Annotated in this window: 10 protein-coding genes; 6 read left to right on the top strand and 4 right to left on the bottom strand. The window is 48.6% G+C overall.

Going from position 1 to position 14,923, the window contains the following annotated elements; translation table 11 throughout:
- Window positions 1–296 precede the first annotated feature (296 nt).
- Window positions 297–1,310, top strand: coding sequence for a hypothetical protein (locus AC5I6P_RS18945; protein WP_495695342.1), 1,014 nt, complete (start codon window positions 297–299; stop codon window positions 1,308–1,310).
- A gap of 8 nt (window positions 1,311–1,318) precedes the next feature.
- Here AC5I6P_RS18945 and AC5I6P_RS18940 read toward each other — a convergent pair whose 3' ends face one another.
- The 3 genes from AC5I6P_RS18940 to cpcD/petH form a co-directional block, all read right to left on the bottom strand.
- Entirely contained in the window at window positions 1,319–1,558 is a 240-nt protein-coding gene (locus AC5I6P_RS18940) for a LapA family protein (protein ID WP_495695341.1), read from the bottom strand.
- A 102-nt stretch (window positions 1,559–1,660) separates the two neighbouring features.
- On the bottom strand, window positions 1,661–3,097 hold the full coding sequence (locus tag AC5I6P_RS18935; RefSeq protein ID WP_495695340.1) for a phosphoglucomutase/phosphomannomutase family protein: 1,437 nt from the start codon (window positions 3,095–3,097) through the stop codon (window positions 1,661–1,663).
- A gap of 219 nt (window positions 3,098–3,316) precedes the next feature.
- Window positions 3,317–4,558 carry a bifunctional rod-capping linker CpcD/ferredoxin--NADP reductase PetH gene (gene cpcD/petH / locus AC5I6P_RS18930; protein WP_495695339.1) on the bottom strand — a complete coding sequence of 414 codons (1,242 nt, stop codon included), beginning with the start codon at window positions 4,556–4,558 and terminating at the stop codon, window positions 3,317–3,319.
- A gap of 681 nt (window positions 4,559–5,239) precedes the next feature.
- Here cpcD/petH and AC5I6P_RS18925 point away from each other — a divergent pair.
- From AC5I6P_RS18925 to AC5I6P_RS18910, 4 genes are all read left to right on the top strand, one after another.
- Window positions 5,240–6,244, top strand: a complete 1,005-nt coding sequence (locus AC5I6P_RS18925) for a phosphoribulokinase (RefSeq protein WP_495695338.1) — start codon at window positions 5,240–5,242, stop codon at window positions 6,242–6,244.
- Window positions 6,245–6,361: 117 nt separating this feature from the next.
- Entirely contained in the window at window positions 6,362–6,826 is a 465-nt protein-coding gene (locus AC5I6P_RS18920; protein WP_495695337.1) for a hypothetical protein, read from the top strand.
- 209 nt (window positions 6,827–7,035) lie between these two features.
- Window positions 7,036–10,251, top strand: coding sequence for a valine--tRNA ligase (locus AC5I6P_RS18915; RefSeq protein ID WP_495695336.1), 3,216 nt, complete (start codon window positions 7,036–7,038; stop codon window positions 10,249–10,251).
- 465 nt (window positions 10,252–10,716) lie between these two features.
- Window positions 10,717–11,214: an HmpF-related protein gene (locus tag AC5I6P_RS18910; protein WP_495695335.1), complete on the top strand. Its 498-nt coding sequence runs from the start codon at window positions 10,717–10,719 to the stop codon at window positions 11,212–11,214.
- A 156-nt stretch (window positions 11,215–11,370) separates the two neighbouring features.
- On the opposite strand, the gene AC5I6P_RS18905 is transcribed toward AC5I6P_RS18910, so the two are convergent.
- Complete coding sequence (locus tag AC5I6P_RS18905; protein WP_495695334.1) at window positions 11,371–14,031, bottom strand: GAF domain-containing protein; 2,661 nt, start codon at window positions 14,029–14,031, stop codon at window positions 11,371–11,373.
- Between the two features lie 471 nt (window positions 14,032–14,502).
- Here AC5I6P_RS18905 and AC5I6P_RS18900 point away from each other — a divergent pair, with 471 nt between their 5' ends.
- Complete coding sequence (locus AC5I6P_RS18900; RefSeq protein WP_495695333.1) at window positions 14,503–14,895, top strand: hypothetical protein; 393 nt, start codon at window positions 14,503–14,505, stop codon at window positions 14,893–14,895.
- Window positions 14,896–14,923 lie beyond the last annotated feature (28 nt).

Below are 14,923 nucleotides of genomic sequence, written 5' to 3'. Positions count from 1 at the left end.
CCTCTATCACCACTCTTCTTAGTCTATGTCCTAACTAAACTGGCAGTAGCTATACTTTTGAGCGAGCATTGATCAAGGTGATCGATCAAGAAAGTTAACTTGGAATGATTAACCGCAATTTTGAATGAGCCATCCTGAAAAAACCGGCGTACTCGATTTTGAATACTGTCCATAGAGGAGAGAATATCGTTTCTAACAGTTGTCTCTAGAATGCTTTCATCTAACAAATTGAGGATTCGACATAGAATAGAGCAGTAATCTTAGCGATCGCCCTCTAAGCATCGGCGCTCTTAGGCATGAGTTCTCGCAGACTGACTGATTCGGACAAACAGGACATTGTTGAGCTATATCGTCAACCAGGTCACACAACCTTGACGCTGGCAGAACACTATGGTGTCAGCAACACCACGATTAGCCGCATTCTCAAAACGAGTTTGTCGTCTGAAGAATATGAGAGCCTGATTCAACAGAAGCGGACTGCCCGATTTAGTAGTGGAGCGACAGTTCAGGGCAATTTGCTAGAGACAGAACCTGTTGTAGAGGCGGCTGAATCAAAGGCGGCTGAATTAGAACCTGTCGAATTAGAACCTGTCGTAGAGCTGCAACCCTCTCTATCTGAACCGGAATCCATCCCTGAACCAGAACCTATTTACGAACCAGAACCCATCCCCGAACCAGAACCGAAGAAAGTCACTGCTCCAGTGCTGCGGCGCTCCTCGGGAGCCTCGCAGAAGCCGTCTTCAATAGGGGAGGAAGTGGAACTGGCTGACCTGCTGAGTACTGATGCCGTCACAGAACCTGAGAAACCTGCACCATCCGTTAAAAAAATAATCGGAGCCGATTTGACGCTCCAGCATAGCGTTGTAGCTCAAGATGATGAGGAAGATGACGACGATGATGATGATCTTGATTCAGCGCTGAGCGGCGAGTTTGATGATGATGACGAGGATGGCGATGATGTGCCTGTGCTCCCCTCAATTCAACTGAGCGCAACGGATTTTATCCAGGTGCTGCCGATCGCTGAGGCAGCGATACCGAGAACATGTTACTTAGTCGTCGATCGTTCAGCCGAATTGGTTGCACGCCCGCTTCAAGAATTTGCTGAATTGGGACAAATTCCGTCGGAGGAGATCCAGGAAAGAACGTTGCCTGTGTTTGATAATCACCGTGTCGCGAGACGGTTTTCTAACATTCGGACGCAACGGGTGATCAAAGTGCCCGACAGTCGGGTGTTGCAAAAAGCAGCCAACCATTTGCAAGCAAAAGGCATTACGCGCTTGCTGATCGATGGGCAAGTCTACGCGCTGTAGTCGCGTCGCTAATATTGGTCATCGTTGCGCTGAGGACGAGAAAAGCCGAGCAGGGGCTGGGCGATCGCGGCCCCAATCAGGCCGATCGCGGCACTAAAGGCGAGTACCAATCCAAACGGGAGTTCGATTGTTTGGATTGTGAGAAAGCGAAAGGAGACGGGCGCAGCGTTTTGCACCGAGATGATGGCGATCGCGGCAATCCAAGCGGCAATGATGCAAGCTGTGATTAGAGTTGTGAGAGTTCTCATAAGTTATGGATGAGGGATGAAAGAACTTTAAGTTGATCGGGATGGTTTAGTCTTATTCTCCCTTTTTCTTCACTTTCATCCTTCATCCCTCATCTTTCATCCCTAAACAGCAACAGGTTCAATTTGATGAATCATTCTCTCCATATACTCAGAGATTTGATCCAGTTTGGCAGGGGAGTTCGTTTCAATATACACCCGGATTAGAGGTTCTGTTCCTGAGGGGCGCAGCAGTACCCAGCTTCCTTCTTCTAAGTACAGTTTGATGCCATCTTTGCGACCGACTTCTGCAACACCAATCTTTGCAATGTTAGACGGCGGATTTTTGATCACCGATTCTAAGACCGCTTCTTTGTGTTCGTTGGTGAGGTGCATGTCAAGACGAGTGTTGAAAAGCGGACCGTCAGCTTCTGCGATCGCTTCTTGCACTAACTGGCTGAGCGGCTTGCCTTCGTAAGCGATCGCTTCAGCAACCAGCATGTTTGCCAGCACTCCGTCTTTTTCAGGAATGTGACCGATCACGCTCAGTCCACCCGATTCTTCACCGCCAATTAAAACGGTGGTTTCGCGCATTTTCTCACCGACGTACTTAAAGCCAACGGGCGTTTCATACAAGTCGAGATTGTATTTTCTCGCGAAATTATCTAACAAATGCGTTGTTGCAACCGTGCGAACGATCGCGCCTTTCTTGCCTTTGTTCTTAACGAGATGACGCGCGAGCAGCAGCAGAACGGTGTTAGGCGTCAGGAAGTTGCCTTGCTCGTCAACGATCCCGAAGCGATCGCTATCTCCATCGGTGGCTAAGCCGAGATCAGCATGATCGTGCTTCACGGCTGCAACTAATCCTTCTAGCTGTTCGCCTTTCGGTTCGGGCATTCCGCCCCCAAACAGCACGTCGCGATAGGTGTGGAAGCTCTCTGTTTCGCAGCCACAATGCTCTAAAACAGTATCCAAATAGCCGCGAGAAGTGGAGTAGAGCGCGTCATACTTGACGTTCAGTTTGGCATTGCGAATCCGCTCGACATCGAGAATGCTGTAGATGAAGTTGAGATAAGCAGGCTTGGGATCAAAGATCGAAACTTTGTCGGCACTCTTGCCACTGGGCATGGCATCCGAAGCTCTGTCTAAATTGACAACGATCGTATCGGTAATTTCGGTGGTGGCTGGGCCGGCATAGTCAGGAATGTATTTGATGCCGCAGTAAGGAGCTGGGTTGTGGCTTGCTGTAAACATCAGTGCTCCAGCTGAATTGAGGTGACGAGCACTGTAGGCAATCACAGGAGTCGGACAGTCGCGATCGACAATTTTTACCGTCCAGCCTAGGTCTGCCAAAACGCCTGCGGCAGTGTGGGCGAACTGGTCGGCAAGAAAGCGTGTGTCGTAGCAAACGAGTACCGGACGGTCTTTTGAATAGGCAGTTTCGAGATAGCTTGCGATCGCGCGAGTGGCTTTGCAAACGTTGGAGAAGGTGAAATCATCGGCAATGATACCGCGCCAACCGTCGGTTCCAAACTTAATTCTTGAGTTGCTTCCAGCACTCATTATTCTGACCCTATAAACTTTCCTTCATGGTACAAGAGCCTTTCGGGAAAATAGCAGTTAGTGAAGAAGGCGTAAATAGACCGTGAGCCGACTACCCTTTGGCGATTGATCTTCAGAATTCGTATGGTAGCGATGAAGAGCGATCGCCCATCAAACGCTAAAAAACCGGGCAGAACCTGAATCAGTTCTCCCGGTTTAGAATCTACTCGCTAATCGCCATTAGTACGTTTCAACGTGCCAGCGACCCGCTTTCTTCATGGCGCTACGGAAGTCCTTCCAAACGACGCCTGCTTTCTCAGCTTCAGCCGAAAGTGCTGCATCAATCCCATCTTCCATGCCTTTGAGACCACAGATGTAAGTGTGAGTTTTCTCACTCTGCATCATTTCCCAAAGTTCCGCCGCATGTTCCGCTACACGGTCTTGAATATACATTCTGCCACCATCCTTATTCTTCTGCTCACGGCTAATTGCATTCGTGAGCCGGAAGTGATCCGGATACTTCGCCTGTATCTCCTCTAGTTCAGCTTTGTAGAGAATATTTGCCGAAGTTGGAATTCCAAAGATCAGCCAAGAGAACCCCTTGAACTGATAGTCAGGATTTGCCGCTTTCTCTTTGTCTTTGAACTGACGCCAGAGATATGCTCGCATCGGCGCGATTCCAGTTCCCGTTGCCATCATGATGATGTTAGCATCGGTGTCCTCAGGCAGCAGCATTTCCTTACCCGTTGGACCTGTGATTTTTACATCATCGCCTGGTTTGAGGTTACACAGGTAGGTCGAGCAAACTCCATATACAGTTTCACCTGTCTCAGGATGCTTGTACTCTAGCTGCCGAACGCAGAGCGAGACGGTTTTATCGTCTACCTCATCACCGTGGCGAGTAGACGCGATCGAATACAGCCGGAGCTTTTCTGGCTTGCCGTTCTTATCCGTTCCAGGTGGAATAATTCCGATACTTTGTCCTTCCAGATAGCGCAGATCGCCCGCTGAAATATCGAACCTGATGTGGCGGACTGTACCAATACCGCCTTCAGCCACTAATTCTTCGTTTGATGTACATTTCCCAACGAAAGGAGCGTTGGGTCGGTAAATGTTAACGGGTACATCAGCTTTAGCCTTTGCTTGAGTCATTGGCTTGCTTTTTTCTCCTGTTGATGTGCCTTCTTGAACAGTTTCCTGCTTGGCAGAGGATGTAGTCTGTCCAACGGTAACGTTTTCAGCAGAAGAGCCATTAGTGTCTAAAGGCTGAATGCTGACAATTTTTCCGCCCATCCGGTTGATGCGCTGCATGGCGTCGCTCATGCGATCGTAAGAAACCGTGATAAACGTGCTGCCACTTTTCCGAATAGGATAGTTCTGCTGATCGGTGGCTCCGTTTTGGCGCAGACCCACCACCTCATAACGGAACATACGGCTGCCAGAAAGGGAGTTAGCAGCACTCGATGCGCTCGAATTGTACATTGCTCTGAATTTCTCCGACCTAACCTAACTTGATTATTGTGCTGCAAGGCGTGCTTTCAAACAAACATGCACCCTTCTTTGTGGAAAGGCAACCCGTGAAAAGACCAGTTGCGGAATGATGAGTTTGCCCTAAACGGTATTTTACGACACGACCAAGCCGAATCTAAAAAGCAAACCTTTACAAAAGTTGCTTTCGTCATTACTCTACAGAGCTTCTGGACACCGCGATCGCTTTAATTGTAAAGTTCAAATTAATCCTAAAGTTCAAACCAATATTCGCCCACGCCCAATAAATCCAATTTGCTCTCTTCCGATGCCTCCTTTCTCGATCTTTCATTGCCACAAATCTTGTGGACGGGATCGTGTTTTGGTAGAATCAGCCATAGCAGGTAGTATAAATACTTAATGCGTCGCCTTGAGCCTTCCCTGGCTGCTTGCAAGGTATTTTTATGCGAATAGGAAGAAACACATTTCTTCTTCCAAGTAGTAAAAATATGCTGTGCTGGTTTTCGCTGGTGTAGGTAATTCCTGCAGAGTTGCGCTGTGCGCGAATCGTGGAGCAAGTGACGTTCCTTCTATCGCTGGGTCGTCATCACTTAGATGAGGCTTTTATCGACAGCCAGATTTTGGCTGATCCTTCCTAACTGTTTGTTGATCACGTTTTATTTTAAGAGGAAACCCATGACCAGTAAGCCAGACCGCGTGGTTCTGATTGGCGTCGCCGGAGACTCCGGGTGCGGTAAGTCCACGTTTCTGCGCCGAATCACAGATTTGTTCGGGGAAGATTTCGTCACAGTCATCTGCCTCGACGATTACCACAGTCTGGATCGGAAACAGCGCAAAGAAACGGGCATTACCGCACTTGATCCACGAGCCAACAACTTTGATCTAATGTACGAGCAGATCAAAGCCCTCAAGAGTGGCGAAAGTATCAAAAAGCCGATTTATAATCACGAAACTGGAGAGATTGATCCGCCAGAAGTAATCGAGCCCAATCATGTCGTTGTTATCGAAGGCTTGCATCCCCTCTATGATGAGCGAGTGCGTGGACTGCTTGACTTCAGCGTCTATCTTGACATCACCGATGAGGTGAAGATTGCGTGGAAGATTCAGCGTGATATGGCAGAGCGGGGTCATAGCTATAACGATGTGTTAGCGGCCATCAATTCTCGGAAACCCGATTTTGATGCGTACATCGATCCTCAAAAAGGACACGCGGATGTCGTGATTCGCGTGATGCCAACTCAACTGATCAAAGACGACAAAGAGCGGAAGGTGCTGCGGGTGCAAATGATCCAGCGCGATGGCGTGCCAGGGTTTGAGCCAGCCTACTTGTTTGACGAAGGTTCGACGATCGACTGGATTCCCTGCGGTCGCAAGTTGACCTGCTCCTATCCTGGCATCAAGATGCACTACGGACCGAACGAATATTACGGTCACAGCGTTTCGATCTTGGAAGTCGATGGTCAGTTTGATCTGCTCGAAGAAGTGATCTACATTGAGCAGCACTTGAGCGCCACTTCTGCCAAGCACAACGGCGAGCTAACCGAACTGTTGTTGCAGCACCGTGAGTATCCTGGTTCTAATAACGGAACGGGTCTGTGGCAAGTCCTAACGGGCTTGAAGATGCGAGCGACCTATGAGCGGTTGACCAAGACTGAAGCCAAGATTGCGGCACGAGTGTAAGCGCGCTGAGCGCAAAGCCATTGGGGATACTGCAAGGTGTCCCCTTTTGACATCTTGAATGCTCGATTAAAAATAAACAGTAACTAAGTTGACCTGATTAAATTGGAGGTATAACCCATGAGTACGAAGGAAGACGCGATCGATGTAACGCCTGAAGACGCAGGTGAAAACGGTGACAGAAAAGGCGGGATGCAATTGCACGATCAGGATCAGTCTGATCAGCATCAGCAGACCGCGATCGTTCTTGCGGGCAGTCCGGTTATGCCAAGCGATCTAGAGATTGTTGGCACGATTCTAGACGGCGGCATTCGCCCGATCGGCGCTAGCCATCTCGACATTGTTGGAACGCTGGGGGCGGGTCGCCCCGTCACATCAAGCCATCTCCGAATTGCGGAAATGATGGGAAATCGCCCAATTTTCTTTGACGAGGTGAAGCTGATCGACGATGTAGATTTGCCTGGACATCGCCCGATTATGGTGAGCAATCCAGGGTTGATGCACGCGGAGATGGTGCTGAGGCAGCGTCCAATTTATAGCAACGCGATCGATGATGCTCCTTCACTGATGGGCTATCTCGACTAATTTCTACAGTACTGGTTTGTACAGTATTAGTTTCTGTGTTGGTTTCTTCTGAGTTGGTTTCTATAGTGAGAGGACGAATTGGGTGTTTCTGGTTGGAAGCACCCATTTTTATCCCTAAATTCAGCGCTGAAGCGTGAGCCTCTGCATGTGGTTTGCGTGAGAGCGTTTATCATGACAAATAAGCACTCCATAGTATTTCCGGTTGTCCAATGACTGCAACACTCCCTACGCTGCCTAGCCAATACGATCCGACCACCACTGAATCGAAGTGGCAGAAGTTTTGGGAAGACAAGCAAGTTTTTAAGGCAGATCCCAATCAGCCCGGTGACCCCTACTGCATCGTGATTCCGCCACCCAATGTGACTGGAAGTTTGCACATGGGGCATGCCTTTGAGAGTTCGCTGATCGATGTTTTGATTCGCTATCACCGAATGCTGGGTGACAATACGCTTTGGCTACCTGGAACTGACCATGCCAGTATTGCCGTCCAAGCCATTCTAGAGAGGCAGCTTAAAGCCGAGGGCAAAACTCGTCATGACTTAGGACGAGAAAAATTTTTAGAACGTGCTTGGCAGTGGAAAGCAGAATCGGGAGGCACGATCGTGAATCAGCTCCGGCGCTTAGGCGTGTCGGTAGATTGGTCACGAGAACGTTTCACGATGGATGAAGGGCTGTCGATCGCCGTTCTTGACGCGTTTAACAAGCTCTACGAAGAAGGATTGATTTATCGCGGCAAGTATCTGGTGAACTGGTGTCCTGCGAGTCAATCCGCCGTTTCTGACCTAGAAGTTGAAAACCAGGAAGTGAACGGGCATCTGTGGCATTTTCGCTATCCTCTAACCAACGGGACTGGTTCTGTGGAAGTTGCGACGACTCGCCCTGAGACGATGCTAGGCGATACGGCAGTGGCAGTGAATCCGAACGACGATCGCTACAAACATCTGGTGGGTCAGACGCTAACGCTGCCGTTGATGGGACGCGAAATTCCGATTATTGCCGATGATGCCGTTGATCCAAGCTTCGGTACGGGCTGCGTTAAGGTTACGCCTGCTCATGACCCCAACGACTTTGAGATGGGGATGCGGCATAAACTCCCGTTCATTAACATCATGAACAAAGACGGCTCCCTCAACGAGAACGCTGGGGAGTTTGAGGGGCAAGATCGGTTCGTAGCGCGAAAGAACGTTGTGAAGAAACTGGAAGAAGAAGGCTTCCTCGTCAAGATTGAAGACTATAAGCATACGGTTCCCTATAGCGATCGCGGCAAAGTTCCTGTCGAACCGTTAATTTCAACTCAGTGGTTTGTCAAAATTGAACCCTTATCTAGCCGTGCGCTGACTGCTCTTGACGATCAAGGATCTCCCGAGTTCATTCCCGATCGCTGGACAAAGGTGTATCGCGATTGGCTCATGAGCCTAAAAGATTGGTGCATTTCTCGTCAGTTGTGGTGGGGACATCAAATTCCTGCGTGGTATGCGGTGAGCGAAACCAATGGCGAGATCACGGACGATACGCCGTTTGTCGTGGCTCGAACCGCAGATCAAGCGAGAGAAAAAGCGATCGCAAGATTTGGCGCAGACGTTCAATTAGAGCAAGACCCCGACGTATTAGACACGTGGTTCTCGGCTGGATTATGGCCTTTTTCAACTCTTGGCTGGTCGAATGAATCTGCCGCCGATTTTAAGCGCTACTATCCAACCGCCACCTTGGTCACTGGGTTTGACATCATCTTTTTCTGGGTTGCCCGCATGACCATGATGGCAGGACACTTCACGGGGCAAATGCCATTCAAGGATGTCTATATTCATGGCTTGGTGCGCGATGAGAACAATAAAAAGATGTCGAAATCGGCAAACAACGGCATCGATCCTTTGATTCTGATTGATAAGTACGGAACCGACGCGTTGCGCTATACGCTGGTTCGAGAAGTCACAGGCGCAGGACAGGATATTCGGCTTGCCTACAACCGCAAAACGGATGAGTCTGAATCCGTTGAGGCGGCGCGGAATTTTACCAACAAAATCTGGAATGCCTCTCGATTTGTTTTGATGAATTTAGACGGTAAGACGCCAAAGCAATTGGGCGAACCGGACACGAGCAAATTGGAGTTAAGCGATCGCTGGATTCTCTCCCGGTTTCACCAAGTCAGCCGTCAAATTCGAGGCGCAATCGATCAGTATGGCTTAGGCGAAGCAGCAAAGTTGCTCTACGAATTCTTCCGGGGCGATTTCTGCGATTGGTACATCGAACTCGCGAAGTCTCGCTTGCAGGGAGACGATGAGGCATCGCGGCTCACGGCCCAGCAGACCCTCGCTTTTGTTTTAGAAGGAACGCTGAAGCTGATGCATCCCTTCATGCCTCACATCACTGAAGAGATTTGGCACACCTTAACCCAAACCAGTGAAGCATCGGGAGAAGCGTTAGCCTTGCAGCGCTACCCGATTCCCAATGAGATGCTGATCGATATTGACTTAGAGCAACAGTTTGACCTGATCATTGAAACAATTCGCACAATTCGCAATCTGCGGGCTGAAGCAGACATCAAACCCGGGGCGAAAGTGGAAGCGAATTTGCAGACCGAAAGCGATCGCGAACGGCATATTCTCACGGTGGGTCAGCCCTACATTCAAGATCTTGCCAAAGTCAAGCAACTCACCATTTCTACCCAAACCGAAGCCCATACCTCGGAAGGCGCGGGTCTAGTTGATTTATCAGATAACCTGTCGGAGGATGCTAAATCTGTTCTCGGAACGGCGCTAGATGCCACTAGCAATTTCCTTGCCAAGCATCACAAGCCCATTCTGTCGGTTGGTCTGATCGTTTTTATAGCCATTACGCTCAAAGTGTTGGCTTCGATTTTGACGGCCGTTCATGAAATTCCGTTGCTGTCTCCGGTGCTAGAAATCATTGGAATTGGATATTCAGGGTGGTTTAGCTATCACAGTCTGCTGAGAAGCCGCGATCGTCAACAGCTACTTCAGCAAATTCAGCAATTTACAACAGAAGTAATCGGGGAGCCGGATGCTTCGGGGGTGAAGACCTTACCAGACTCTGGTTCTAGAGCAACGGAAGACTCTCAAGCTGGACCTCAGACTGGAGATTCTCAGACCACAGGCTCTCAGACCGATCCCCAGTCCGATTCCCAGTCCGATTCCCAGTCTGATTCCCAGTCCATTGTAGGAGTCGTTGGAACCATTCAAGTCGAAATCCCTCTTGCTGGCTTGATAGACGTTGCTGCGCTGCGGGCTAAAGCTGAGAAAGACTTGAAGAAAGCAGAAGCCGAAGTTCAGGCGCTCACGGGACGATTGAGCAATCCAAAATTTGTGGATAAGGCTCCAGAAGATGTTGTCCAGACCGCGCGAGAGGCTTTAGCAGAAGCGAAAACCCAAGCCGAAATTTTGCGAGCTAAGCTTGAGCGCTTGTAACAATGCGATTCGCTCTGCGAAGCTCCGAAGGATCGCATTTACGCAGAGAGGCGTTCTCCTTGAATGTCTCTTTACCTATGTAAGGATTCCAAATGTTCAAAAAAACCAATATAGCGACAAAGAGCGAAAAAGCTATACTTCTGTGTAATTAACCCTAATATCCAAATAGCCCATCCGAATAATCTATTGAGTTGCATTAGATTGAAACTGCATAAAACTGTCAATATACATTCGGAAAAAACTATGCATCTCAGGCATTTTCAATCATATAAATTGCATCTTAAGGTGTTTTACAATTTCTACTTCAAAGTAGGAAAAAGATAGGTTGTCTGATTGAGAATTCACTTCATCAAACATCCTTGAGTCGAACAAGCCTCGAGAAATCTTAGACAGAGCTTTAACGCTCACTTTAGAATAGTTAATCCCATCATGTTTTTTCTTTTGAAATAAGTAGAGAAAATAGCAATGCTGTACTTGGCACAAATTCAGAAGAAAGGCTATTTAGGCAAGGCGGGGCTACGCTTGCTGGCATCTCAAAAATCTGAGCATGTTTGGACGCTAGAGCCAGAGCAAGACATTATTCTTTCAACGGACGCTGCTGCTTACAGTGAAGATCTTTTAGTACTAGTTGAGTTTTCGAGTAGTCATCAGGTCGCTAGCATTAGAGAAGCGACTGATTGGGTGCTAGAACTCGTTCAAAAGTACCTCAGCTATGGAATTACGCCTGCATTTTTACAACAAGAAACTGAGCGCGCAGAACAGTGGCGGCAGTCGTTGACCCTTCAGAGTCAAGAACTGGAGCGGCGTACCCTAGAGCTTGAGGCTCGCCGGGAGCAAATTCAAGACCTTGAAGAAGACTTGAAGCGTCAGAAGAAGGAGCTAGAATTGCTGACGGATCAAGCAAAATTGCAAAGTCAAGAACTTGATCAGCGAATGCAAGATAATGAGAGCCGCCAAACTTAGGTTGTTGAGTCGAGATAATTTGGAGATATTGGCAAGGGATTTAGATAGTGAATATAGCGAATGTAGAACTCGGTAGATACCTAGATTGACCTACTCCTTACTGCTAGATTGACCTACTATAGTTACTCTCCTCCGATCGGCGGCTAAGGATTCTGTCTATTTTTCTGTCAGTGTCCACGAGCCATCCCAATCCTCGGTTGGAGGATGTTGGAGCCAGTATTGACAGCGATCCATGTGAAGGGCAGCGGCTTGGTCATGGCAGTCGATTTCTAGAACGGCCGCAAATTCGGCAACGGCGACGGCAAACTTGCGCTTCAAATAATGCTCTCGCGCTTTGTGGTAATGCTCAATCACCCGTTTCGTTTGGTCTGCGATCGCGTCTGTTTTCAATCCAACTAATTCATACACTGCAACGGGTTTGTTTTTACCTTTGACTTTGATGAAGTCGAGTTCTCGTGCCCAAATCCGATCGGCACAGGGACGATAGGTACTTTCGCTAATCACAATATCGGTTCCGTAGAGCTTGCTTGCTCCTTCGAGTCGCGCACCAAGATTGACCCCATCTCCGATTGCCGTAAACTCCATGCGTTTGCTACAGCCAATGTTGCCGCTAATCACGGTATCCGAGTTAATGCCAATGCCGATGTTAATCGTTTGCTGATTTCGGGCGGCGCGTTGGGTGTTAAAAATGGCAAGGCGGCGGCGCATTTCAACCGCCGTTTTAACGGCCATCCATTCATGATCGTCGAGTGGCAAGGGAGAGCCAAAAACCGCCATAATTGCGTCTCCGATGTACTTATCGAGGATGCCTTTGTGCATAAACACGGCTTCAACCATCGACTCAAAGTACTGATTCAGCATTTCCACCACTTCTTCCGCTTTCAGCGTTTCGGTCAGTGTGGTGTAGCTGCGAATGTCGGAGAATAGAACCGTTACTTCTTTGCGATCGCCGCCCATTTTGGCAGCGTCGGGATTTTCTAGCAACTGTTCGGCTAACTCTTGAGTCATGTAGCGATACATCGTACTTTTGAGCCGCTTTTCGTCGCTGATGTCATCCATCACAACCAATGCGCCAGAAATCTTTTGGCTGTCGTTGGCATCCGCGATCGTATTAATCGACAAATTAATGCTGTGCTGCTCTTCACCTCGCACAGGTTGCAGGGTTCGGTCGGGATAGTACTGCTGCTGATTTCGCGCCTCTAATGCCATCCGGCACCAGGACGAGAAGTTGCCTTTCTCGATTTTGATTAGCTCAGCAACGGAGCGACCTTCAATCACGTCATCACCCTTCAAACCGAGTAACTTCTTAGCGCTTTCGTTTGCGGCAATGATGGTGCCTTCTTTGTCGGTGGAGATGACACCATTGGAGAGCGATCGCAGAATATCTCGCTGCATTTGTTCTTGCTGCTTCACCGTTTCAAACAGTCGAGCATTCTGAAGGGCGACCCCGGCTTGAATGTTGAAGGTTTCCATAAAGTCTTGGTCGCTGCGATTGAAGCTCGATTTCCACTGCTCAGGAACTTGGGGCCAATCCTGCGGATCGTAAGCCGGAAATTCGCCTTGTTTCGTTTTGTTGACTAATTGCGTCACGCCGATTAGCTCATCATCGGCATTGTGAATGGGCATACACAGCAAACTACAGGTTCGATAACCGTTAGCTTTGTCGGTTTGCTTGGCGGTTTCTGCACCGTCGTGATCATAGAGGTCAAACGCAATGTTGATCACTTCTCCCGTTGCCGCGACTTGTCCGGCAAACCCAACGCCAATCGGGAGGCGCAATTCTTTGTAGGTATCAGCAGAAATAGCGATGCGTGTCCAGATCTCGTTGCGAGCGCGATCAATTAACCACAAGGTACTGCGATCGGCGTTCATCAACTGCTTCGCCTCGTCCATCACCCGTTTGAGCGTGTCATCCAAATCTAAACTGCTTTGGCTCAACGATTGAGTGGCTTTGATCAGAGCGTTAGCGGCACGTTGTTTTTGCGTCGCAATGTAGAACGATCGGGACGACTCTAGAATCAGCCGAATCGAGGGCGCGAATTCTGTAAAAAGCTGTTCGTCATAGGGGGTAAAGCCAGAGAGGTGCATGCGCTGATCAAGAGGAAGAACGCCATTACAGCTTGGTTTGAGCTTGTTAATTAACTGCACTACCGCAACCAACGTGCCGTCGTTGGTGAGCAACGGCAAGGTCAGCATTGTGTAGGTGCGATAACCTGTTTTCTTGTATTGAATCTTGGCTTGTGCCGATCGCGGATCGTCAAAAAAATCGTAAGGAATATTGACTGGACGTTTGAAGGTGGCGACTTCGCCTGCAATGCCCTGATCGGCAGGAAACCGAATTTCGATTGCCCGTCCCCCGTTGCCCGATGCGATTGTTGTGTAGAGTTCGTTCTTTTCTTCGTCAAGCAAATAAATCGTGGTGCGATCGGCGTTGAGCAACTCCCCCGTTTTTGCCGTAATCGAGTTGAGCATCTCTTCCAGAATCGTTTCAAACCCTTGCATGTCTAGCATGGACAGGGTCTGATTGACGATCTGAAGCTTGTGTTCAACGTCATAAACGACTTCTTTAAACTTATCCTGTGTCAAGGGCGCAAGAAAAGACGCGAACTTACCCTTGGAAGACGCTAAACCACTATTCGATTTCGCCAACGCGGACGACTGAACCTCAATGACGTCTCTTTCATCATTCAGTTCCACCGTTTCAAAGGCAGATGCGGTTGGTGTAGAGCGCAACTCCAAAGGAAACGGCTCCGCCAAGTTCTCAAGGATTGGGCTGATGACGGTCGAATCGGGCAGATGCGAAGATGCGGGGTTCATACAGGATTTTGGCTACGTCCTGCGTTCAGGGTTCCCCGAACCGAGATGCTTTGCGCCGAAACGTGTAGAAATCTCCCGAGTCCAAGTTTATGTTAAATGGTGACAGGGCGATCTCTTCAAGTTACCCGCAAAGGGTCGCATCAAAAATTGAGTGCAACAATCAAAGCACGGGCGATGTTAGGGCGAACACCTCCGGTATAGGGACCCTGTGCGCTGACAGCCTTACATATTTGAAGATATGCTGAAAGTGTCTACCGTTCTACCTATGCCAGCCTATCATACGGAAAGTTTTCGTCGATCCACCTGATTTAGGGTGATAGGCAGAAAGTTTCTCTCTAAAAAGAAGTTGTACTGCAAGTTTATTGGTATAGCTTTGCCTATTCGGGTTCCATGTTCCAGTAGATCATGCGTGGTGCAGTAGTCAGCAAGTTAGTGCTGAAACGCTAGGCTAAGTCAGAGTGAGGTTGTATAGTGCAAATAAACATTTGTGATGAAATCAATGATGCTCGTGATTGCGGAGATACGCCCTGTCACATCATTGAAGTAGAGCCAATGCCTCTCACTGAACTTGTTCCAAGATTCGGATTGGGTTTTACACCTGGCACATACCGGGAAATCAGTAAAGCTCAAGCAGAAGCAGTAGCTAAACGTGTTCTTCATCGTGACCTGGCATATGATACAGAAATTATGACTGAGACAGAAGCACAAGCATTAGCAAACCGTTTTTTTGACTGTTTTGATGAAGAAAACGCTCAGTACTACACCAATGGTGACTATTATTCTGACGAGGCTAGTCACAGTTGGAATCCAGCTACAGATGCAACATTTGATACAGGAATTCGGCGTTGCATAATGGAGAGATGAATAAGGTGATTCTCTGCAGTGCCCGGAA

It is taken from the genome of Myxacorys sp. (assembly GCF_059501405.1).
This window is presented reverse-complemented; position numbering and strand designations above follow the sequence as displayed.